Here is a 19,539-nt window from a genome sequence, read left to right on the forward strand (position 1 = left end):
AGAGCCCTATCAGATCCGCTGACTCCCTGCGATCACCGTCCGTCGACGTCGATGTAGTCGCGTTCGGTGTATCCGGTGTAGATCTGGCGTGGCCGCCCGATCCGCCCGCTGCCGTCGTCGTGCATCTCACGCCAGTGCGCGATCCAGCCGGGCAGCCGGCCGAGGGCGAACAGCACGGTGAACATGCGAGTCGGGAAGCCCATCGCGCGGTAGATCACGCCGGTGTAGTAGTCGACGTTGGGGTACAGCTTCCGCTCCACGAAGAAGCTGTCCGTCAGCGCGATCTCCTCGAGCGCCTTGGCGATGGCCAGCAGCTCGTCGTCGCCGCCGATCTTGCCGAGGATCTTGTCGGCCTGCTCCTTGACGATCCTGGCGCGAGGATCGTAGTTCTTGTACACGCGATGGCCGAAGCCCATCAGCTTCACGCCGTCCTCGCGGTCCTTGACCTTGCGGACGAACTCCTTCACGTCGCCGCCGCTGGCACGGATCTTGTCCAGCATCTCCAGCACCGCCTGGTTCGCCCCGCCGTGCAGCGGACCCCACAGCGCGTTGATGCCGCCCGAAATCGAGGTGAACAGGTTGGCCTGCGACGAGCCGACCAGCCGGACCGTCGACGTCGAACAGTTCTGTTCATGGTCGGCATGCAGGATGAACAGCATGTCGAGGGCGCGCACGAGCTCGGGATCCACCTCGTAGGGTTCGGCCGGGAAACCAAACGTCATGCGCAGGAAGTTCTCGACGAGCGTCAGCGAGTTGTCGGGATAGAGGAAGGGCTGACCGACGGACTTCTTGTAGGCATAGGCCGCGATGGTGGGCAGTTTGGCCAGCAGGCGGATGGTGGACAACTCCACCTGGTTGTCGTCGAACGGGTCGAGCGAATCCTGGTAATAGGCCGAAAGGGCGTTGGCCGCACTGGATAGCACCGGCATCGGGTGGGCGTTGCGCGGGAACCCGTCGAAGAACCGTTTCAGGTCCTCGTGCAGCAGGGTGTGCCGCTGGATCTGGGTGGTGAACTTCGCCAACTGCTCCTCGGTGGGCAGCTCACCGTAGATCAACAGGTAGCTGACCTCGAGGAACGACGACTTCTCGGCCAGCTGCTCGATGGGATAGCCGCGATAGCGCAGGATCCCGGCGTCGCCGTCGATGTAGGTGATGGCGCTCTTGGTCGATGCGGTGTTGACGAAGCCCTCGTCGAAGGTGGTGTACCCGGTCTTGGCCAGCAACGAGCCCAAGGCGATTCCGTCGGATCCCTCCGACGCCCTCACAATGCTCAGATCAACCTCGCCCCCAGGGTAGGTGAGGCTGGCTTTGTCGTCGCTGGTCGAGCTTTCGGCCACAGGGAATCCCTTCGTCGCTGGTGGGAATCAACTCTGCCTACAAAAGGTAGTCCCATCGGGTTCACAGCGCCCGGCTGGGGCGGAATCAGGTCAGACTGGCTGAGCCGCGTTGCCCGAAACCACGACGAACTCGCGGTACATGGCTTCGACCCGCGCCACGATCTCGTCGATCGTGACGGCTTCCCAATCGGTCGTCGCGCCGAAGCCGGCCAGTGCGGTCATCACGATCGAGGACCACACCGCCCCGACGAGCCTCAGCCGCAGATCGTCACCGCTGACGCCCATTCGAGCGGCGAGGGCGGAGTTGATGGCGCCGGTGGGATAGTCCGAGGCCGCAAGCATCAGTGCGGGCGATGACGCCAGGATGCGCGTCGACGCCAGCAGCCGCTCGGCGGTCAGCCCGTCCTCCGGGGCGGATTTGGCGCGCAGGCACACGGCGACGTTGGACCGGTACAGCGCCTCCACGTGGCTGATATCCGGGGGCTGGCTGGCCAGCTCGAGGGCGATCAGTTCCTCGACTTCATCGATGAACGCCAGTACCACGGCGTCCTTGGTGGCGAAGTATCGGCTGAAGGTGCGGGGCGAGACGTCGGCGACGGCGGCGATCTGGTCGACGGTGGTGCGTTCGTATCCCTGGCGATTGCACAGTTCGACGGCCGCGTCGATCAGCGTGGCGCGGGTTCGCTGCTTCTTTCGCTCACGCAGGCCGACGGCTGATCCCCTGTCGGCGTTGACCACGGCACCGATCGTAGCCCGAACCCGGCGGACTGCGGATCGCAACCTGACTGAACGTGCCATGTGCCGGGCATCACACTTTGTCTCCTTCAGACACGCGATAACGCACGAAGGCCGGGACCGCCACCGCTGCGAGGACGACACCGACCACCACGAGCAGACCGCCCCCAGCGGCGGCAACAGTGGTGCCGACCGCCGCAGCCGCGGCGCCGTGCAGGGTGTCGGCCACCCGCGGCCCGCCCGCGACGACCACGATGAACACGCCCTGCAGCCTGCCTCTCAACTCGTCGGAGGCGGCCTGCTGCAGGATCGTCGACCGGAACGCCGCGGACACCATGTCGGCCGCACCGCCGATCGCCAAGCACGCCAGCGCTATCCACAACAGCAGACCCGCGCTGCCGTGGGCCATGCCCGCAGCCACGCCGAACCCGGCCATCGCCACACCCCACACGATGATCGCGATCACCACCGCCAGCCCCTGGCGGCTGACCCTGGGCAACCAGCCGGAGAACACACCTCCCGCGACGGCCCCGACCGACATCGCCGCGGCCAGCAGCGCCATCGTGGTGCCCCCCGCCACGGGACCGCCGAAGCTCTCGTGCGCCATCTGCGGGAACAGCGCACGCGGCATCCCGAGGATCATCGCGATCAGGTCGACCACGAAGGACATCAGCACCACCTGGTTGCCTGCCAGATAGCGCAGCCCGTCGAGCACCGCGGCGAACCCCCACCGCGACGAGCCTTCCTCGGTGCTCGTCGACGGCATGGGCGTCAACCGGAACGTCGCCCAGACCGCCGCCAGGCAGGTGATGGCGTCGATGAGGTAGAGCGTCGGCAGATCGACCCAGTTCAGCAGCAACCCGGCCAGCAGCGGGCCGACGATCGCGCCGAACTGCATGACCGTCATGTTCAGCGCGTTGGCGGCGGGCAGCTGATCGCCGGGCAGCATGCGCGGTATCGCCGCCGACCGGGTGGGTTGGTTGATCGCGAAGAACGCCTGCTGGACCGACAACAGACACAGCACCACCCACACGTTGTTCAGCGCCAGCGCGGCCTGCACCCACAGCAGCACCGACGCCAGCGCCAACCCGCAGGACGCGACGATCAGCAGCAGCCGCCGATCCATCGCATCGGCCCAGGCACCGCCCCACAGCCCGAAGATCACCAGCGGGACCAGCGCGAACATTCCGGACAGGCCGACGTAGACCGAGTTCTGGGTGAGCGCGTACAGCTGTACCGGAACGGCGAACACCGTGAGGTTGGCACCGATGACGGTGACGATGCCGGCCAGCCACAGCCGCCGGAAGTCCGGTGTGCGAAGTGGCGTGGTGTCGGCGAAGAAGCTCGCCCGCCTGCCGCGGGCGGTACCGTCCGACACGCTCAGGGTTGGAGGCGCTCGACCACGGGGCCGGACGCCGATCTGGGCGTCACCCGGATCCGGTTGTGGACCCGGCTTTCGCGGCCCTGCCAGAACTCGACGACGTCCGCCCCGATCAGGTATCCGCCCCAGTTGGGTGGAACCGGCACCGCATCCAACTGGGCGAAGCGCTCCGTAACGTCGGCCAGCTGGTCCAGCAGCGCGGCCCGAGACGCGATCGGCCTCGACTGCGCCGACGCCCAGGCGCCCAGCTGGGATCCGCGGGGCCGCATGGCCCAGTACGCCGCGGTGTCCTCGGCGGACACCTTGGTCACCGGCCCCCGGATGTGCACCTGCCTGCCGAGCAGGAACCACGGGAACGTCGCCGATGCGTGGGGGGTGGTGGCGAGCTGGTCCCCTTTGGCGGAGTCGTAGTTGGTGAAGAAGGTGATGCCCGTCGAGTCCATGCTCTTGCACAACACGGTCCTGGTCACCGGCCATCCCCGCTGGTCGACCGTGCCGAGGACCATCGCATTCGGCTCGGCGACCCCCGCCCGCTCCGCGTCGGCGAGCCACGCGCGCAGCAGGCTGAGCCAGCCGGTCGCGGGATCGTCGCCCAGCCAGTCGGCGTCCAGGTCCGGACTGCCGTCCTTCTCGGGGCCGTACTCGACCCGCATCGCCGCCAACCGCACGTCGTCGTCGACGTCCTCGACGTCCTCGACGTCCTCGACTAAGTCCTCTCGCGAATCCTCTGCCGGGTCCTCCGCCACCGAGCCAACGGTACGCGCGTCACCCGCACGCGCCCCCACCTGGCCGCGGAGGCGCGGAGTGTGAGATGGCCGACTTGTTACTTATCGGTAGCGAAGTCTGCTGAGAGGAATGTAAGAATCGGCCCATGACTGAGGTACCGAAGGATTTCGCCCCTGGACTTGCGGGCGTCGTGGCGTTCTCGACCGAGATCGCCGAGCCCGACAAGGATGGCGGGCAGCTGCGGTATCGCGGAGTGGACATCGAGGACCTGGTCAATCAGCAGGTCACGTTCGGCGATGTGTGGGGCCTGTTGGTCGACGGACGCTTCGGCCGCGGACTGCCGCCCGCCGAGCCCTTCCCGCTGCCGATCCACAGCGGAGACGTCCGCGTCGACGTCCAGGCCGGCCTTGCCATGCTCGCGCCGATCTGGGGCTATCAGCCGCTGCTGGACATCGAGGACGACACCGCGCGCGACCAGTTGGCCCGGGCGTCGGTGATGGCGCTCTCCTATGTCGCCCAGTCCGCCCGCGGCATCTACCAGCCCGCGGTTCCACAGCGCAAGATCGACGAATGTCCCACGGTCACAGCGCGTTTCATGACCCGCTGGCAGGGTGAACCGGATCCGAAACACATCGAGGCGATTGACGCCTACTGGGTGTCAGCCGCTGAACACGGCATGAATGCGTCGACCTTCACGGCGCGGGTGATCGCGTCTACGGGCGCCGACGTCGCGGCGTCGCTGTCGGGTGCCATCGGCGCGATGAGCGGTCCGCTGCACGGCGGCGCGCCCGCGCGCGTGATCCCGATGATCGACGAAGCGGAGAAGTCCGGCGACCCGACCAAGGTCATCAAAGGCATCCTCGACCGCAAAGAGAAGCTGATGGGCTTCGGGCATCGGGTGTACCGGGCCGAGGATCCCAGGGCTCGGGTGCTGCGGGCCACCGCCAAGCGACTCGAGGCCCCGCGCTACGAGGTGGCGGCGGCCCTGGAGCAGGCCGCGCTGACCGAGTTGCGGGAGCGCCGCCCCGACCGTGCAATCGAAACCAACGTCGAGTTCTGGGCCGCGGTCATCCTCGATTTCGCCCGCGTACCCGGGTCGATGATGCCCGCGATGTTCACATGCGCCCGCACGGCCGGGTGGTGCGCACATATTCTGGAGCAGAAGAAGCTCGGCAAACTGGTCCGGCCCGCGGCGGTGTACGTCGGTCCCGACCCGCGCAGTCCGGAGGCCGTCGAGGGTTGGGATCAGATCGTCAAGCCGTGACCGCAGGCGCGGCCGACACCTTCGTCTCCGCGGCCACAGCGTTCGTGGGGCTGGTGGACGCGCTTCCCGATTCGGCATGGGACGGTCCCGGCCTCGGCGACTGGGATTTGCGATCCCTGGTCGGACACGCCTCGCGGTCGCTGACCACGGTGATCACCTACCTGCAGCACCCCGCAGCGCGGGAGGACATCGCGAGCCCGCAGGACTATTACGCCTACGCCCGCACGCTCGCGTCGACCCTCGGCGGGGCCGCGATCGTCGAGCGGGGCAGACAGGCCGGACGCGACCTCGGTGACGACCCCGCGGCGGCCGTCGACGGCCTCCTCGAGCGGGTCATCGAGGATCTCGCCGGACACGAAGACCCCCTGATCGAAGTGATCGGCGGCCGGGGCATCCGGCTCAGCTCCTACCTGCCGACCCGTACGTTCGAACTCGCGGTGCACAGCCTGGACATCGCCAGATCCTGCGGCGTGGCGTTCGGCCTGCCGGTCGGCGTTCTGCGCGACGCGGCCACGCTGGCCGCCGGGATCGCCGTGACGCTGGGCGACGGCGAAAGAGTGCTGCTTGCCCTGACCGGGCGCACCGCCCTGCCCGAGGGCTTCTCCGTCGTCTAAAGCAATCGTCTAAAGCAGTCGTCTAATCCGGATCTGTCGGTGGCCCGTGGTTGCATCGGTGACGTCCGATGAAGTTGGCGCGGACGCGCGGTCTGTACCTGCGTGCCCGCCGGGCAACTCACCCACTCCAACACGCAAGGAGCTCATATGGCACCCGAAGTGCAGCCTTTCGTAGCACCGCATCTGACCGTCGGCGACGCCACGGCGGCCATCGACTTCTATGTCAAGGCATTCGACGCCGCCGAACTCGGCCGTGTGCCAGGACCCGACGGCAGGCTCTTCCACGCCGCACTGAGCATCAACGGGTCGATGGTGATGCTCAACGACGACTTCCCCGAGATGACCGACGGAAAATCCATGACCCCGACGGCGCTGGGCGGCACACCCGTCACCATCCATCTGCAGGTCAGCGACGTCGACGCGAAGTTCCAGAAGGCCGTCGACGCGGGGGCGACCGTCGTCGCGGCCCTCGAGGATCAGTTCTGGGGGGACCGCTACGGTGTGGTGCGCGATCCGTTCGGACACCTGTGGTCCTTGGGACAGCCGGTCCGCGAGGTCTCGCAGGAGGAGATCGACCAGGTGATCAACCGGCAGGAGTGGTGTAGCGATTCGGCGGCGACCACCAGCTAGCGGCGCCCGACCAGCACGCGCCGTAGCCGATCCGACGCCGACGGGGTGTGCGCCGCCTCGGCCAGCATGTCGTCGACGGCCGTGAATTTGACGCGCGGACGGCCGTCGACGGCCCCTCGGGCGACTTCGGCCCGGTCGATACGCCGCCACCCTTCGGCGTCCACCATGTCTGGCTTCCGTCGGCGCACCAGCCGGTCCAGTGCGCCGGCGGTTCCGCCAGGGTCGGTCAGCCGACCGTCGTTGTAATCGGCGACGAGCCGTTGCACGGTCTGTGCGGCGCAGGACTTGTTGGTACCGATGAAGCCGGTCGGTCCGCGCTTGATCCACCCGGCGACATAGGTGCCCCGCACCGCAGCGCCGGACCCAGGGTCGATGACGCGACCTCCGTCGTTGGGCACCACCGCGGCCGCATCGTCGAACGGTAGGTCGCGAATTGGCTTGCCGCGGTATCCGATTGACGTCAACACCAAGCCGGCGGCGAGGCGACAGACCTCGCCGGTCCCTGTCGCGGTGAATTCGATGCCGTCCGCACGCGGGTCGCCGATCACCCGGCTGGGCGTGAGCTGATAGGCGAGGCGGATGCGCGGTCGCGCCACCGGGTCGGGGTGCCCGGCTCCGGGAAGCGTGCTCAGCAGCCGTAGCTTGTCGCGGGTCAGCGGACCGGTCGCCTGGCCCAGATCGCGCTCGACGAGATCCCTGTCGGCGGAATCGATGACGACGTCACACGTCGAGGCCAGCCCGATCAGCTCGGGCAGGGTGAACGCCGACTGCGCCGGCCCGCGGCGGGCCGCGACCACCACCTCCCGCACGCGCGATTGACGCAGCGCCGCCAGCGCGTGATCGGAGATGTCGGTGCGTGCCAGTGTGCCCGGATCGGTGGCCAGCACCCGCGCCACATCCAGCGCGACGTTGCCGTTGCCGATGATCACCACCCGCTCGTGGCCCAAATCGACTCGGAGGTCGCTGAATTCGGGATGACTGTTGATCCAGGCGACGATCTCGGTGGCCGTGGCGGTGCCGGGGAGTCCCATGCCGTCGATGTCCAGCCTGCGGTCGTCGGGTGCACCGACCGCGTACAGCACCGCGTGGTGGTGGGCAAGCAGGTCGGCGTGGCTGAGGTCCGACCCGACCTCCACGTTGAGGTAGAAGGTGAATCCGCGGGTCCGCGACACGGTGTCGAACAGCTTCGTCACGCGTTTGGTACTCGGATGATCGGGCGCCACCCCGGCCCGGACCAACCCGTACGGCACCGGCAGCCGCTCGAACACGTTGACCCGAACGCCGCTCTGCGTGAGCAGTTCGTCGGCGGCGTACATCGCCGCCGGGCCGGAGCCGACGATCGCCACCGTCAGCGGTCCGCCGCCGCGGGGATACACGACGGGTGCGGAGATGACCGGCGCCAGCTTGGAGGTCGGCGGCAGCTTCTGCCCCTCGGGCCGATCCGGGTAGAACGCCGCATTGAGCGCGGCGAAGGGCCGCTGTTGGGGGGTCAGCCGGGTGTCGGGTGCGATGGCACCGACCGGACATGCGCTGACGCACGCACCGCAGTCGACGCACGCCTCCGGATCGATGTACAGCATCTCCGCGGTCGCGAACCCCGGCTCGTCGGGTGACGGATGGATGCAGTTGACCGGACAGGCGTAGACGCAGGACCCGTCGCTACAGCACGACTGGGTGATCACATGGGGCATGTGCGATCCCGACGCGCGCCTATGCCGCGCTGACGATGTGCTGACGCTGGGGTTCGCTGCGGTATCGGCTGGGTCGACCGTCGATCCTGCAGATCCGCCACATCATCTTGGCGCCCCGGTTCATCAGTCCGGTCTCGTCGCAGAGCATCCGGACGTCGGCGAACATATCGCTCAGCATTTGCCGGGACTCCGGCGCGCGGAAGAACAGCTCCCGCTTGACCGACCTCGGGATGTCGAACTCATTCCAGAAGCTGCGCGGTGGCACGATGATGGCCTGACACAGCAACCGCATCACCAGCGGCACAAACAAGGACAGCCAGAGGCGCTTGCGCGCCGGCAGATGCGGCAGCCGCTTGCGCAGGTACTCATGGGCAAACGAGATGTGGCGGGCTTCCTCGGCAACGTGGATGGCCATCACCCGCTCCATGATCGGATGCAACGACTTACCTTCGCGCAGCACGCTCTTCTGGGTGTGGTCGATGGGCTCCTCGCCGGCCAACACGCCGAAGAAGAACGGGATGGGCAGCGGGCCCGCCACCAGCGGAACGAAGGGCGAGAGCCAGCGCAACACGCGCGGCATGCCGGGCACATCGGCGCCGATGCGGTTGACCATCTCCTGAAACATCATGGTGTGGTTGCATTCTTCGACCGATTCGTGCAGGCAGTACCGATACTCGGGGGATCCGTTGGGCACCCAGAAGGCGTAATTGGTCAGACCGCGGATCAGGATGATCTCGAACTGTAGGCCGACCTTCGCGACGTTGGCCTGCCGCCACCGCCCGATCTCGATCTGCCGCGCCACCGGTTGCGCCCGATACCACGGATGACGACCGAGTGGATCCGACCCCGGCAGGATCCAGCGCTCGTCATCGTCCACAACAGCAAACTCCGCTGAGTCCCAGTCGATATCGGTGTACGGGTTGAAATTCCGCCGTACCGACCCCTCGGACAGGGTGGCGAGTGTGTCTACGTATTCGGCGTCGTCGAGCACGTCCATATTGCGACGCCAGCGCCGGACCATGCGTGTTCGAGCCATTCTCCGGACCTCCAAGCGATCCCGTAGGTTTACATTCGCAGGCTTGTTGTACACAGTACCGCAGGTATCGCATACCTGTCCATACCCCTATCTCGAGTTTGCTGACGCCGCGCCGGGATGCTGCTGCGCCACCGGCCTCGGCTCGGGTAGCGTGACCGGACAGTGGATGTGGCGGGCCTCGGCGCCCGGTCGGAGGGCGAGTTCGGTTGGTGCAGTTGAAGTCCGCGTCGGAGATCGAGTCGATGGCTGCCGCGGGAGCGGTGGTCGCCGAGGCGCTGAGCGCCGTGGCCGAACACGCGCGACCGGGCATGAAGACAGCCGAACTCGACGCGGTGGCGGCCGATGTGTTGGCGCGGCAGGGAGCGAGTTCGCCGTTCCTGCACTACCACCCGGCGTGGGCGCCGACCCCGTTTCCCGCCGTGCTGTGCGTCAGCGTCAACGACGCGGTCGTGCACGGCATCCCCGGCGATCGAGAGCTCGCCGACGGGGACCTGGTCTCCATCGACTTCGGGGCGACGCTGCGGGGCTGGTGTGGCGACGCGGCCCGCAGCTTCGTCGTCGGCACGCCACGCAGTCAAGACACCGCGCTGATCGAAGCGACCGACGCCGCGCTGGCGTCGGGTATCGCCGCGGCGCGGCCGGGTAACACGCTGGGCGACATCGGACACGCCATCGCTTCGGTCGCCCACCGCGCCGGATTCGGCCTGCTCGCCGACCACGGCGGCCACGGCATCGGTCGCACCATGCACGAAGCGCCGCACGTGCCCAACGAGGGCAGGCGGGGCAAGGGCATGCGGTTACGTCCCGGACTGGTCATCGCCATCGAACCCATGCTGATCGCCGACGGCACCCACGACTACCGGCATGATCCGGATGGCTGGACACTGCGGACGGCCACCGGCGCCCGCGCCGCCCACAGCGAGCACACCGTCGCCGTCACCTCGGCGGGCGCCCGCATCCTGACCACCGGTTAACGGACGCCCCGGCCCGGCTCCTAGGCTTGCAGTCATGGCCGAACTCACCATCCCCGAAGACCTCAAGCCGCGCGACGGACGTTTCGGCTGCGGACCGTCGAAGGTGCGGCCCGAGCAGCTGCAGGCCCTGGCAGCGGCCGGTGAGCTGTTCGGAACGTCGCACCGTCAGGCACCGGTCAAGAACCTGGTCGGCCGCGTCCGCGATGGGGTCAAGCAGCTCTTCTCCGTTCCCGACGGCTACGACGTCATCCTCGGCAACGGTGGCTCGACCGCGTTCTGGGACGCCGCCGCGTTCGGCCTGATCGACGAGCGGTCGCTGCACTTGACCTACGGCGAGTTCAGCTCGAAATTCGCCACGGCGGTCGCCAACAACCCGTTCGTCGGGGATCCGATCGTGATCAAGGCCGACGCGGGCAGCGCACCCGAGCCGCAGGCCGACCCCTCCGTCGACGTCATCGCGTGGGCGCACAACGAGACATCCACGGGCGTCGCGGTACCGGTGCAGCGGCCGGCGGGATCGGGGAACGCCCTGATCGTCATCGATGCCACCTCGGCCGCAGGTGGGCTGCCCGTCGACGTCACCGACGTCGACGCCTACTACTTCGCGCCGCAGAAGAACTTCGCCGGCGACGGCGGACTGTGGCTGGCCGTCGTCTCACCCGCCGCGCTGGCCCGCATCGAGTCGATCGCGGCATCCGGCCGGTGGGTCCCCGACTTTCTTTCGCTGCCGATTGCCGTCGACAACAGCGTCAAGAACCAGACCTACAACACCCCGGCGATCGGAACGCTGATCCTGCTTGCCGAGCAACTCGACTGGATGCTGGCCAACGGCGGACTGGACTGGGCGGTCAAGCGCACCGCCGACTCGTCGCAACGGCTGTACTCGTGGGCCGAGGAGTCGAAGTTCGCGACGCCCTTCGTCGCCGACCCGGCGCTGCGCTCGCAGGTGGTCGGAACCATCGACTTCTCCGATGACGTCGACGCCGCAGCCGTCGCCAAGATCCTGCGCGCAAACGGCATCGTCGACACAGAGCCGTACCGCAAGCTCGGCCGCAATCAGCTGCGCATCGCGATGTTCGCCGCCATCGATCCCGATGACGTGAGCGCGCTGACGCAGTGTGTCGACTGGGTCGTCGAACGGCTCTGACAGCGGGCCGACATGCACCCGCGTGTCAGCGCGGTAACGACGAGATAACACAGTAGGGTGACCTGCTTAGGCAGGCCCGCGGCTTGACGCCGGGGCCGAAGCCGGAGGAGGTCGGCATGCGCGAACTGAAGGTGGTCGGACTCGACGTCGACGGCAAACGCATCATCTGCGAGAGCGAGTCTGACGAGAAGTTCGTGCTGCGCGTCGACGACCGGTTGCGGGCAGCTGTGCGCGGCGACAAGGTCATGTCGAACCAAACCCAAATCGATGTCGAGGTCACAACTGTGCTGCGTCCCAAGGAGATTCAAGCCAAGATCCGCGCCGGCGCCTCGGTCGAGCAGGTCGCCGCGGCGGCCGGAGTCGACATCGCACGGGTGCAGCGATTCGCCAACCCTGTCCTGCTGGAACGTGTGCGCGCGGCGGAGCTGGCCACCGCCGCACACCCCGTGCTGGCCGATGGGCCGTCGGTGCTGACGCTTCTGGAGACGGTGATCACCGCGCTGGTGGCCCGCGGTCTGGATCCCGACGCCACCAGCTGGGACGCCTGGCGCAACGAGGACGGCCGATGGACGGTGCAGATGGCATGGAAGGCCGGGCGGTCCGACAACGTTGCGCACTTCCGCTTCAAGCCGGGCGCCCACGGCGGCACCGTGACCGCGGTCGACGATTCGGCAAGCGAACTGATCGATCCGAACTTCTCACGCCCGCTGCGGCCGCTGGCCCCCGTCGCTCAGCTGGATTTCGGGGACCCCACCCCGGCGCCCACGCGCGTAGCGGCCCCTGCACCGGCACCCGCGCCGACTCCCGTTCCCGCGCCGATTCCCGTTGCGGCCCCCGCACCCGCGCCCGCTCCGGAGCCCGCACCCGAACCCGTAGCCGCGGCGTCGCCGGAATCGCAGACACCGCAACGCGCCCGCAAGGGCAAGCCGCAGGTCCCCGCGTGGGAAGACGTCCTGCTCGGAGTGCGCTCCAGCGGCCAGCGCTGACACGCACGGCCGACCGCGGCGGCCGTCAGAGCGCCTGCAGCGCGTAGGCCAGCATCGCCAGCCAGCCCGCGGCCACGCCCACGGTCGCGCCAAGCACGAACCATCGCCATACCGGGAGTTTGCGCCATCCCCACACCGTGGGTGCCAGGCCGCCCACCGCCACCATGTTCAATCCGAGCGCCACCAGCGGATGGACCCGGGTAAGGCCGAGGCTGAGTACGACGATCGCGGCGGCCGTCACCGCGGCCACGAACGCGGCGACGGACAAGCCCGTCCCCCACGGCGTGGAATCCTCGCTCACCGGGCCAATCTAGCCCGTTCGTAGAAGGCCAGTGCGGCGGCGGTCGCGACGTTGAGCGAGTCGGTCCCCCGCGACATCGGGATGCGCACCCGCACGTCGCTGGCCCGCATGGCCCGGTCGGTGAGGCCGGGCCCCTCGGCGCCGACCATGATCGCCACCTTCTGCGCGCCGAGGTCGGTCATGGCAGCGGGCAGGGGGCGCGCCGCCGGGTCGGGGGTCATCGCTAGCAATCGAAAACCGTTGTCGCACAATAGATCAAGATCGGCCGGCCAGGCCGTCGCCCGCGCATAGGGCACCAGCAGCGCATGCCCCATCGAGACCCGAACGGCACGGCGGTACAAGGGATCGGCGCAGCCCGCACCGAACACCACGCCGTCGACGCCGAGACCGGCGGCGTTGCGGAAGATCGATCCCAGGTTCTCGTGGTCATTGACCCCTTCGAGCACCGCGATGGTCGTGGCACCGTCGATCACCTGCGTCACCGACGGTTCGGGCGGGCGGGATGCCGATGCCAGCACGCCGCGGTTGAGGTGGAACCCGACGACGTCCGCCATCACGTCGGCGGCCACCCGGTAATACGGTGCGTCGGTACCGTCCAGATCCCCGGCGAGCTCGTTGCGGCGCCGGTCGGTGCCGAGCAGCGCCCGCGGCCGAAACCGCGACGCCAGCATGCGCTGAACCACCAACACGCCCTCCGCGATCACCAGGCCCTTGCCGCTGGGCAGATCGGGTCGGCGGTCCACGCTGTTGAGATCGCGGAAGTCGTCGAGGCGGGGATCGCCCGGGTCGTCGACATCGATGACCGGGGCGGCGTTCACGCGGCGTCGGGCTCGGTCACACCGCGAATGGTAAGCGAATGGTAGCCAGCGCTCGCACACCGGCGGTCGCCGCGCACCGTGGGTTAGGTTGATCATCGATGCCCGCCGAACCCCACCCGGCCGCCGAGACCCCGCAACCGCCGGCACTGCCCGCGATCCTGCTCGAGCCGTGGCCGGTGATCACAGTGGTGGCCGCCGGCTGGCTGATCGCGGTCATCCTGGCGTTCGCCGTGCCGGCGCTGCACCAGGTGCGCCCGGTTGCGGTTGCGGGTGTGGCGGTCGGAGTTCTTGGCACGTCGATTTTCTTGTCGCAGCGGCGCGCGGTGCGCCGCGGCGCCCGGGGAGCCCAGCGCGGGCTGACCTGACCCGCGCTGCCGCTAGGTCTGCTCGGTCAGGTCCAGCACGCCGTCGTCATACGGCTCGTACAGCGGTGAACCGGAACCCGCGGGACGCGGGGTGTCGGAATGCGCACCGCAGCCGTACTCGGCGTCGACGACATGACCGTCGGCGGCCATTTCGTTCGCACACACGCCGAACATCAGGCCAAGCGCCCCGCCGAGCGAAACATAGAACCCGCAGTCGCGGCATATCCGGCGCGTCGACCGCGCCATCGCCGATCCCGGGCCGTACTCGCCGTCGTGCCAGCGCTGCGCGGCGTCCATGCGGCCCCACTGGCTGAGCACCTGCCGACGACCCAACCCCAGCTCCAGCGCGGTGTCGTCGATCTGCGGATCACCGGTGGCGACGAAACCGGGGACCAGCCGCGGATCATCGGTGGGCGGCGCCAGAAGGTCGCCGGGTCCCAGGTCACCGGGGCGGACGCGGTCCTGCCAGGGCACCCACTGCGGGGCGAGCAGAGCCGTCGGCCCCGGCACGAGCACCACCTCGCTGATCGTGACGTGGTCGGCGCCGGGATACGCGGCCACCACGACGGCCCATTGCCAACCCCGGTAGCCCGGGAGATTGGCCAGGAACCGGTGCGTCGCAGACGTCTGATCCTCGAGCGAGGCGCCCAGGTACTCCCCCACTGCGGCTTCGCCGCCGAATTCGACCAGCGCCGCGCGCGCCTGCTCGGACCCGCCCGTCAGCAGCGCCTCGATGTCGGCGGTCCAGGCGGGAACCTCATCCTGCGGCGTTTCGTCGACCGGCGTTTCGTCGACCGGGGAGTCGTTGGGACCGGCCGGGGCGTCGTCGACAGCATCGCCGGCGTCCGCAACGACGTCGGCGACGCCGACATCCGGTCCCGTGTCGGCGGTGCCCACATCTGGTTCCGTGTCGGCGACGCCGAGGTCCGGTTCCCTGTCGGCAGATTCGGTCACGCTGTCCATCGCTACCAATATTGCCTGAGGCCACCCGGCGGAGGCCACACCGGATGGTCGACACGGCCCGACGCGCCGCACACCCGCAACGGCGAGGTTGCCCTGCCGAGCGCAGTCGGCGCGATAAGGGACAATCGTTGAGTGACCGGCGGCGGGCAGGATCGAGGCGAACGGGGGGGCAGGCCCGGGCCGCGCAGCGACCCGACCGGACGCCGCGACGACCGCTATTACCCGCCGCGCCCACCGGCGAATCCCGCCGACGAGCATCCGGGCATGGCCAACTACCCCAGCGACGGGGAGAGCTACCGCCGCCCGCGACGCTCCGGCATGGCGAGTTCCAACCGCTGGCTGCCACCACTCGGAGACGACGAACCCACCCGCAGCCACGGGTCGAATCGGGCCCCCGGCACCGGTGGGCCATCGGCCGAGAAGATCACGGTCACCAGGGCCGCCGCATACCGCAGCCGCGAAATGGGATCGCGGATGTACGGTCTCGTGCACCGTGCGGCCACCGCCGACGGGGCGGACAAGTCGGGGCTGACGGCACTGACCTGGCCCGTCGTCGCGAACTTCGCCGTCGACGCCGCCATGGCGGTCGCGCTGGCCAACACGTTGTTCTTCGCGGCGGCCACCGGTGAAAGCAAGAGCCGGGTGGCGCTCTACCTGCTGATCACGATCGCACCGTTCGCGGTCATCGCACCGTTGATCGGCCCGGCGCTGGACCGCCTGCAACACGGCCGTCGCCTCGCGCTGGCGATGTCGTTTCTGCTGCGCACCGTGCTCGTCGTGGTGCTGATCGCCAACTACGACGGCGCAACGGGCAGCTTTCCGTCCTGGATTCTCTACCCGTGCGCGCTGGGAATGATGGTGTTGTCCAAGTCCTTCAGCGTGCTGCGCAGCGCGGTCACCCCGCGTGTGCTGCCCCCGACGATCGACCTGGTGCGGGTGAACTCGCGGCTGACGACGTTCGGCTTGCTCGGCGGGACCATGGTCGGAGGTGCCATCGCCGCGGGCTCGGAATACCTGTTCAACATGCTGCAACTGCCGGGGGCGCTGTACGTGATCGTCGCGTTTACGATCGCCGGTGCTGCGCTGTCGATGCACATCCCGAAGTGGGTCGAGGTCACCGAGGGTGAGGTGCCCACAACCCTGAGCTACCACGGCGGGCCGGGCGCGCCGGCGTCGTTTCGCTCCTCGCGTGCGCCGGCGTCGTTTCGCTCCTCGCGTGCGCGGGCGTCGTTTCGCTCCTCGCGTGCGCGGGACGGGATGACCCGCCGTGCGCCGAAGCGGGCCGCCAAACAGCCCATGGGCCGCAACATCATCACCGCGCTGTGGGGCAACTGCACGGTAAAGGTGATGGTGGGTTTCCTCTTCCTCTATCCGGCATTCGTGGCCAAGTCGCATGACGCGTCGGGTTGGGAGCAGCTGCGCATCCTGGGTCTGATCGGGCTGGCGGCGGCGATCGGCAACTTCGCCGGAAACTTCACGGCCGCGCGTCTGAAGCTCGGGCACCCCGCGCAACTCGTGGTGCGCGCCGCGGTCGCCGTCACCGGCGTCGCCGTGGCCACGGCCGTCACCGGGAATCTGCTGGTGGCGGCGTTCGCGACACTGGTCACCTCGGGGGCGAGCGCGATTGCCAAGGCATCACTGGACGCGTCGCTGCAGGACGACCTGCCGGAGGCGTCGCGCGCGTCCGCGTTCGGGCGATCGGAGTCGCTGCTTCAGCTGGCCTGGGTGGCCGGCGGCGCGACCGGCGTGCTGATCTACACCGACCTGTGGGTGGGATTCACTGCGATCAGCGCGATGCTGATTCTCGGCCTGGCCCAGACGGCGGTCAGCCACCACGGGGACTCCCTCATCCCCGGCTTCGGCGGAAACCGTCCCGTGGTCGCCGAGCGCGAGGGCGTCCAAACCGGCGACCAAACCGATCCCGCCAGGGCGGTGCAGGAGTGAAGCGTGTCGTGGCGGCGCTGGCCGCCGTCGTACTGCTGGCGGTGTCGGCGTCGGGAGTGGCGATCTGGCTGCTGACCCGCGGCCACGAGCCGAAGCTGCCGGAGATCAGCGCGTATTCGTCGGGCAACCTCGTTCGGGTCGGCCCCTACTTCTACTGCGAGGTGCTCGACCTCAACGACTGCCGCGTCCCCCAGACCGTCGGCGAGCTGAAGGTGGACGCGCGCCACCCCATCCAGCTGTCGATCCCGCCCGCGATCGCGCGCGCACCGTGGGTGCTGCAGCGCCAATACGAGGATGGTTTGCCATCCCTGGTCGAGGAGTTCCGGCCGGATAGCAGGCTCGCCCTGACCATCCCGACCGTGGACCCGCTGCGCGGCAAGCTGACCAACATCGTCGTGCAGCTTCCGACCCTGGCCCGCGATGAGACGGGCAACGAGTTCCCGATACCGCACGCGGAGTGGTCGGTGCGACCGGTCTGGCCATGACGGCCCAAGCCGGCCCTAACCGGCACCGTGGCCAGCCGGCACCCGCTCTCCGTCACGGGTCGGCCCCGGGGCGGTGCCGTCACCGAATGGCCTGCCGCCCAACGCCTCCCGGCCGTGCGGGGTGAGCCAGCCGGACAGCTCGGGGCCCGCGGGCACGATGCGCGTCGGGTTGATGTCGGCGTGCACGATGTAATAGTGCTGCTTGATCTGGACGAAGTCCGTGGTGTCGCCGAATCCCGGCGTCTGGAACAGGTCGCGGGCGTAGGCCCATAACACCGGCATCTCGGCGAGCTTGGCCCGGTTGCACTTGAAATGCCCGTGGTAGACGGGATCGAACCGGGCGAGCGTGGTGAACAGCCGGACGTCTGCCTCGGTGATGGTGTCACCCACCAGGTAGCGCTGGGTGGACAGCCGATCGCTGACCCAGTCCAGCGCGGTGAACAACCGGTCGTACGCGGCGTCGTAGGCACCCTGTGAACCAGCGAAGCCGCACCGGTACACGCCGTTGTTGATCTCGGTGTAGATCCGTTTGGCCACCTGATCGATCTCGGCGCGCAGGGGTTCCGGGTATAGCTGAGGGGCGCCGTCGCGGTGGTAGTCCGTCCACTCGGTGGAGAAGTCCAGCGTCAGCTGAGCGAAATCGTTGGTCACCACCTGACCGGTCGCGACCTCGACGATGGCGGGCACGGTGATGCCCTTGGGGTAGTCGGGGATCCGGGCGAAGTACGCGTCCTGCAGCCGGGGGATCTTCAGCACCGGGTCGACACCACCGGGGTCGAGGTCGAAGGTCCAGCTGCGTTCGTCGTGGGTGGGACCACAGAATCCGATCGACAGCGCATCCTCGAGGCCGAGCAGCCGGCGCACGATGATCGCCCGGTTGGCCCACGGACAGGCCCGCGCGACGATCAGCCGGTAGCGCCCCGGCTCCACCGGATACCCGTCACGACCGTCCTGGGTGATCCGGGTGTTGATGTAGTTGGTATCGCGGTTGAACTCGCCACCGCTGGCGACATAGGCACCCACGCCATCAGCATGCCCCTTTTCGCCGAATGTGAAGTCAGCGCGACGAAATCGGCGCGATCTCGCCCTGACTTCACACCCGACGGCGGGGTCACGCGTCGAGTTCGCGTGCGACGGCCCGGACCACCTCGGACACCCGCCGGGCTACCTTGCGGTCGGGGTAGCGGCCCTTGCGCAGCTCCGGCTGCACCGCCCCTTCGAGCAAGGTGATCATGTCCTCGACCATGCCGTGCAGCTCGTCAGGGGTGTGTCGATGCTCGGGCGGTGGCGCCGACTCCCTGCGGGTCTTGCTCAGGCTCGGCGGCGGGTCGATGAGCTTGAGGCTCAACGCCTGTGGGCCGCGGCGGCCGGCCGCGACTCCGAACTCGACCCGCTGACCCGCCTTCAGGCCCTCGACACCCTGCGGCAATGCCGAAGAACGGACGTAGACGTCCTCGCCGTCCTCCTGGGACAGAAACCCGAAGCCCTTCTCGGCGTCGTACCACTTAACCCTGCCGGTCGGCACTCGTCCTCACCTGCTCGTCTCGCACTCAACGTATGGAACTGTATGGAACATAAGAAACATAGAGAAAGCGTCCCGCTCGCCGCAGGACGCGTTGCGCTGAATCCTACTCGGCCGTCGTGGCGGCGAATACCGGTGTTACCGGCCAGCGGGTTTGGGGCACGGCGGACTCGGTAGACTGGATACACCATTGGAGGAGAGATGCGCCTGATCCTGAACATCATCTGGCTGATCTTCGGCGGTCTGTGGCTGGCTCTCGGTTACCTGCTGGCCTCGGCGATCTGCTTCATCCTCATTGTCACCATCCCGTTCGGCTTTGCCGCGTTCCGGATCGCCGCTTATGCGCTGTGGCCGTTCGGCCGCACGATCGTCGCCAAGCCCGGGCCGCGCCCCGGCGCCCTGATCGGCAACGTCATCTGGATCGTGCTGTTCGGCATCTGGCTTGCCATCGGCCACTTGGTGAGCGCAGTGGCGATGGCGATCACGATCATCGGCATCCCCCTGGCGCTGGCCGATCTGAAGATGATCCCGGTCTCGTTGATGCCGCTGGGCAAAGAGATCGTCCCCGTCGATGAGGCGAGAAGCCCGGCGCGGGCCGCCACATGACATACGAGCGCGTG

21 protein-coding genes are annotated in these 19,539 nt (G+C 68.4%); 10 read left to right on the forward strand and 11 right to left on the reverse strand.

The window, feature by feature from the left end:
- Window positions 1–32 precede the first annotated feature (32 nt).
- The 4 genes from ADBZ6K_RS18650 to pdxH form a co-directional block, all read right to left on the reverse strand.
- A complete protein-coding gene (locus ADBZ6K_RS18650) occupies window positions 33–1,337 on the reverse strand; it encodes a citrate synthase (RefSeq protein ID WP_526349367.1) in 1,305 nt (434 codons plus the stop codon).
- Between the two features lie 90 nt (window positions 1,338–1,427).
- A complete protein-coding gene (locus ADBZ6K_RS18655; RefSeq protein WP_526349369.1) occupies window positions 1,428–2,075 on the reverse strand; it encodes a TetR family transcriptional regulator in 648 nt (215 codons plus the stop codon).
- 70 nt (window positions 2,076–2,145) lie between these two features.
- Complete coding sequence (locus ADBZ6K_RS18660; protein ID WP_526349371.1) at window positions 2,146–3,450, reverse strand: MFS transporter; 1,305 nt, start codon at window positions 3,448–3,450, stop codon at window positions 2,146–2,148.
- A gap of 2 nt (window positions 3,451–3,452) precedes the next feature.
- The gene (gene pdxH, locus ADBZ6K_RS18665) at window positions 3,453–4,106 is read right to left on the reverse strand and encodes a pyridoxamine 5'-phosphate oxidase (RefSeq protein WP_526349490.1); all 654 of its coding nucleotides are present in this window, start codon (window positions 4,104–4,106) and stop codon (window positions 3,453–3,455) included.
- A 218-nt stretch (window positions 4,107–4,324) separates the two neighbouring features.
- Here pdxH and ADBZ6K_RS18670 point away from each other — a divergent pair, with 218 nt between their 5' ends.
- The 3 genes from ADBZ6K_RS18670 (at window position 4,325) to ADBZ6K_RS18680 (ending at window position 6,687) form a co-directional block, all read left to right on the forward strand.
- Complete coding sequence (locus ADBZ6K_RS18670; RefSeq protein WP_526349373.1) at window positions 4,325–5,443, forward strand: citrate synthase; 1,119 nt, start codon at window positions 4,325–4,327, stop codon at window positions 5,441–5,443.
- Entirely contained in the window at window positions 5,440–6,057 is a 618-nt protein-coding gene (locus ADBZ6K_RS18675) for a maleylpyruvate isomerase N-terminal domain-containing protein (protein ID WP_526349375.1), read from the forward strand. Before ADBZ6K_RS18670 ends, ADBZ6K_RS18675 begins: the two co-directional genes overlap by 4 nt.
- Window positions 6,058–6,204: 147 nt before the next feature.
- Window positions 6,205–6,687 (forward strand): VOC family protein, encoded by a 483-nt coding sequence (locus ADBZ6K_RS18680; protein WP_526349377.1) that lies wholly within the window; start codon window positions 6,205–6,207, stop codon window positions 6,685–6,687.
- Here ADBZ6K_RS18680 and ADBZ6K_RS18685 read toward each other — a convergent pair.
- Entirely contained in the window at window positions 6,684–8,378 is a 1,695-nt protein-coding gene (locus ADBZ6K_RS18685) for an FAD-dependent oxidoreductase (RefSeq protein WP_526349379.1), read from the reverse strand. The two genes, ADBZ6K_RS18680 and ADBZ6K_RS18685, sit on opposite strands and share 4 nt — an antisense overlap.
- A 19-nt stretch (window positions 8,379–8,397) precedes the next feature.
- A complete protein-coding gene (locus ADBZ6K_RS18690; protein WP_526349381.1) occupies window positions 8,398–9,414 on the reverse strand; it encodes a diiron oxygenase in 1,017 nt (338 codons plus the stop codon).
- 206 nt (window positions 9,415–9,620) lie between these two features.
- Between ADBZ6K_RS18690 and map the strand changes: the two genes are divergently transcribed.
- The 3 genes from map (at window position 9,621) to sepH (ending at window position 12,521) form a co-directional block, all read left to right on the forward strand.
- Window positions 9,621–10,388 carry a type I methionyl aminopeptidase gene (gene map / locus ADBZ6K_RS18695; RefSeq protein ID WP_526349383.1) on the forward strand — a complete coding sequence of 256 codons (768 nt, stop codon included), beginning with the start codon at window positions 9,621–9,623 and terminating at the stop codon, window positions 10,386–10,388.
- A 34-nt stretch (window positions 10,389–10,422) separates the two neighbouring features.
- Complete coding sequence (gene serC, locus ADBZ6K_RS18700) at window positions 10,423–11,535, forward strand: phosphoserine transaminase (RefSeq protein ID WP_526349385.1); 1,113 nt, start codon at window positions 10,423–10,425, stop codon at window positions 11,533–11,535.
- 116 nt (window positions 11,536–11,651) lie between these two features.
- Window positions 11,652–12,521, forward strand: coding sequence for a septation protein SepH (gene sepH, locus ADBZ6K_RS18705; RefSeq protein ID WP_526349387.1), 870 nt, complete (start codon window positions 11,652–11,654; stop codon window positions 12,519–12,521).
- 25 nt (window positions 12,522–12,546) lie between these two features.
- Here the strand turns inward: sepH and ADBZ6K_RS18710 are convergent, their stop codons facing one another.
- Both ADBZ6K_RS18710 and ADBZ6K_RS18715 read right to left on the reverse strand, forming a co-directional pair.
- Window positions 12,547–12,822: a DUF2537 domain-containing protein gene (locus ADBZ6K_RS18710; protein ID WP_526349389.1), complete on the reverse strand. Its 276-nt coding sequence runs from the start codon at window positions 12,820–12,822 to the stop codon at window positions 12,547–12,549.
- Window positions 12,819–13,640: a TrmH family RNA methyltransferase gene (locus ADBZ6K_RS18715; RefSeq protein ID WP_526349391.1), complete on the reverse strand. Its 822-nt coding sequence runs from the start codon at window positions 13,638–13,640 to the stop codon at window positions 12,819–12,821. Before ADBZ6K_RS18715 ends, ADBZ6K_RS18710 begins: the two co-directional genes overlap by 4 nt.
- 98 nt (window positions 13,641–13,738) lie before the next feature.
- Here ADBZ6K_RS18715 and ADBZ6K_RS18720 point away from each other — a divergent pair, with 98 nt between their 5' ends.
- The gene (locus ADBZ6K_RS18720) at window positions 13,739–14,005 is read left to right on the forward strand and encodes a DUF2530 domain-containing protein (RefSeq protein ID WP_526349394.1); all 267 of its coding nucleotides are present in this window, start codon (window positions 13,739–13,741) and stop codon (window positions 14,003–14,005) included.
- Between the two features lie 12 nt (window positions 14,006–14,017).
- Here the strand turns inward: ADBZ6K_RS18720 and ADBZ6K_RS18725 are convergent, their stop codons facing one another.
- Window positions 14,018–14,740 (reverse strand): DUF3027 domain-containing protein, encoded by a 723-nt coding sequence (locus tag ADBZ6K_RS18725; protein WP_526349492.1) that lies wholly within the window; start codon window positions 14,738–14,740, stop codon window positions 14,018–14,020.
- Window positions 14,741–15,232: 492 nt separating this feature from the next.
- On the opposite strand from ADBZ6K_RS18725, the gene ADBZ6K_RS18730 reads away from it, so the two are divergent.
- Both ADBZ6K_RS18730 and ADBZ6K_RS18735 read left to right on the forward strand, forming a co-directional pair.
- On the forward strand, window positions 15,233–16,912 hold the full coding sequence (locus tag ADBZ6K_RS18730; protein WP_526349494.1) for an MFS transporter: 1,680 nt from the start codon (window positions 15,233–15,235) through the stop codon (window positions 16,910–16,912).
- On the forward strand, window positions 16,909–17,397 hold the full coding sequence (locus ADBZ6K_RS18735) for a DUF2771 family protein (protein WP_526349396.1): 489 nt from the start codon (window positions 16,909–16,911) through the stop codon (window positions 17,395–17,397). Before ADBZ6K_RS18730 ends, ADBZ6K_RS18735 begins: the two co-directional genes overlap by 4 nt.
- 15 nt (window positions 17,398–17,412) lie before the next feature.
- Here ADBZ6K_RS18735 and ADBZ6K_RS18740 read toward each other — a convergent pair whose 3' ends face one another.
- Together ADBZ6K_RS18740 and ADBZ6K_RS18745 are read right to left on the reverse strand one after the other, a co-directional pair.
- The gene (locus ADBZ6K_RS18740) at window positions 17,413–18,420 is read right to left on the reverse strand and encodes a glutathione S-transferase family protein (protein WP_526349398.1); all 1,008 of its coding nucleotides are present in this window, start codon (window positions 18,418–18,420) and stop codon (window positions 17,413–17,415) included.
- A gap of 88 nt (window positions 18,421–18,508) precedes the next feature.
- Entirely contained in the window at window positions 18,509–18,922 is a 414-nt protein-coding gene (locus tag ADBZ6K_RS18745; RefSeq protein WP_526349400.1) for a cold-shock protein, read from the reverse strand.
- A gap of 198 nt (window positions 18,923–19,120) precedes the next feature.
- Here ADBZ6K_RS18745 and ADBZ6K_RS18750 point away from each other — a divergent pair, with 198 nt between their 5' ends.
- Window positions 19,121–19,525, forward strand: a complete 405-nt coding sequence (locus tag ADBZ6K_RS18750; protein WP_526349402.1) for a YccF domain-containing protein — start codon at window positions 19,121–19,123, stop codon at window positions 19,523–19,525.
- Window positions 19,526–19,539: the final 14 nt, after the last annotated feature.

The organism is Mycobacterium sp. (genome assembly GCF_044223235.1).
In the GTDB taxonomy this organism is placed as follows: Bacteria; Actinomycetota; Actinomycetes; order Mycobacteriales; family Mycobacteriaceae; genus Mycobacterium.

Coding starts and splice junctions, on each gene's coding strand:
- ADBZ6K_RS18680 (WP_526349377.1), top strand. CDS start 6,205: ATGGCACCCGAAGTGCAGCCTTTCGTAGCACCGCATCTGACCGTCGGC.
- ADBZ6K_RS18750 (WP_526349402.1), top strand. CDS start 19,121: ATGCGCCTGATCCTGAACATCATCTGGCTGATCTTCGGCGGTCTGTGG.
- ADBZ6K_RS18730 (WP_526349494.1), top strand. CDS start 15,233: ATGGCCAACTACCCCAGCGACGGGGAGAGCTACCGCCGCCCGCGACGC.
- serC (WP_526349385.1), top strand. CDS start 10,423: ATGGCCGAACTCACCATCCCCGAAGACCTCAAGCCGCGCGACGGACGT.
- pdxH (WP_526349490.1), bottom strand. CDS start 4,106: ATGCGGGTCGAGTACGGCCCCGAGAAGGACGGCAGTCCGGACCTGGAC.
- ADBZ6K_RS18720 (WP_526349394.1), top strand. CDS start 13,739: ATGCCCGCCGAACCCCACCCGGCCGCCGAGACCCCGCAACCGCCGGCA.
- ADBZ6K_RS18690 (WP_526349381.1), bottom strand. CDS start 9,414: ATGGCTCGAACACGCATGGTCCGGCGCTGGCGTCGCAATATGGACGTG.
- ADBZ6K_RS18685 (WP_526349379.1), bottom strand. CDS start 8,378: ATGCCCCATGTGATCACCCAGTCGTGCTGTAGCGACGGGTCCTGCGTC.
- ADBZ6K_RS18670 (WP_526349373.1), top strand. CDS start 4,325: ATGACTGAGGTACCGAAGGATTTCGCCCCTGGACTTGCGGGCGTCGTG.
- sepH (WP_526349387.1), top strand. CDS start 11,652: ATGCGCGAACTGAAGGTGGTCGGACTCGACGTCGACGGCAAACGCATC.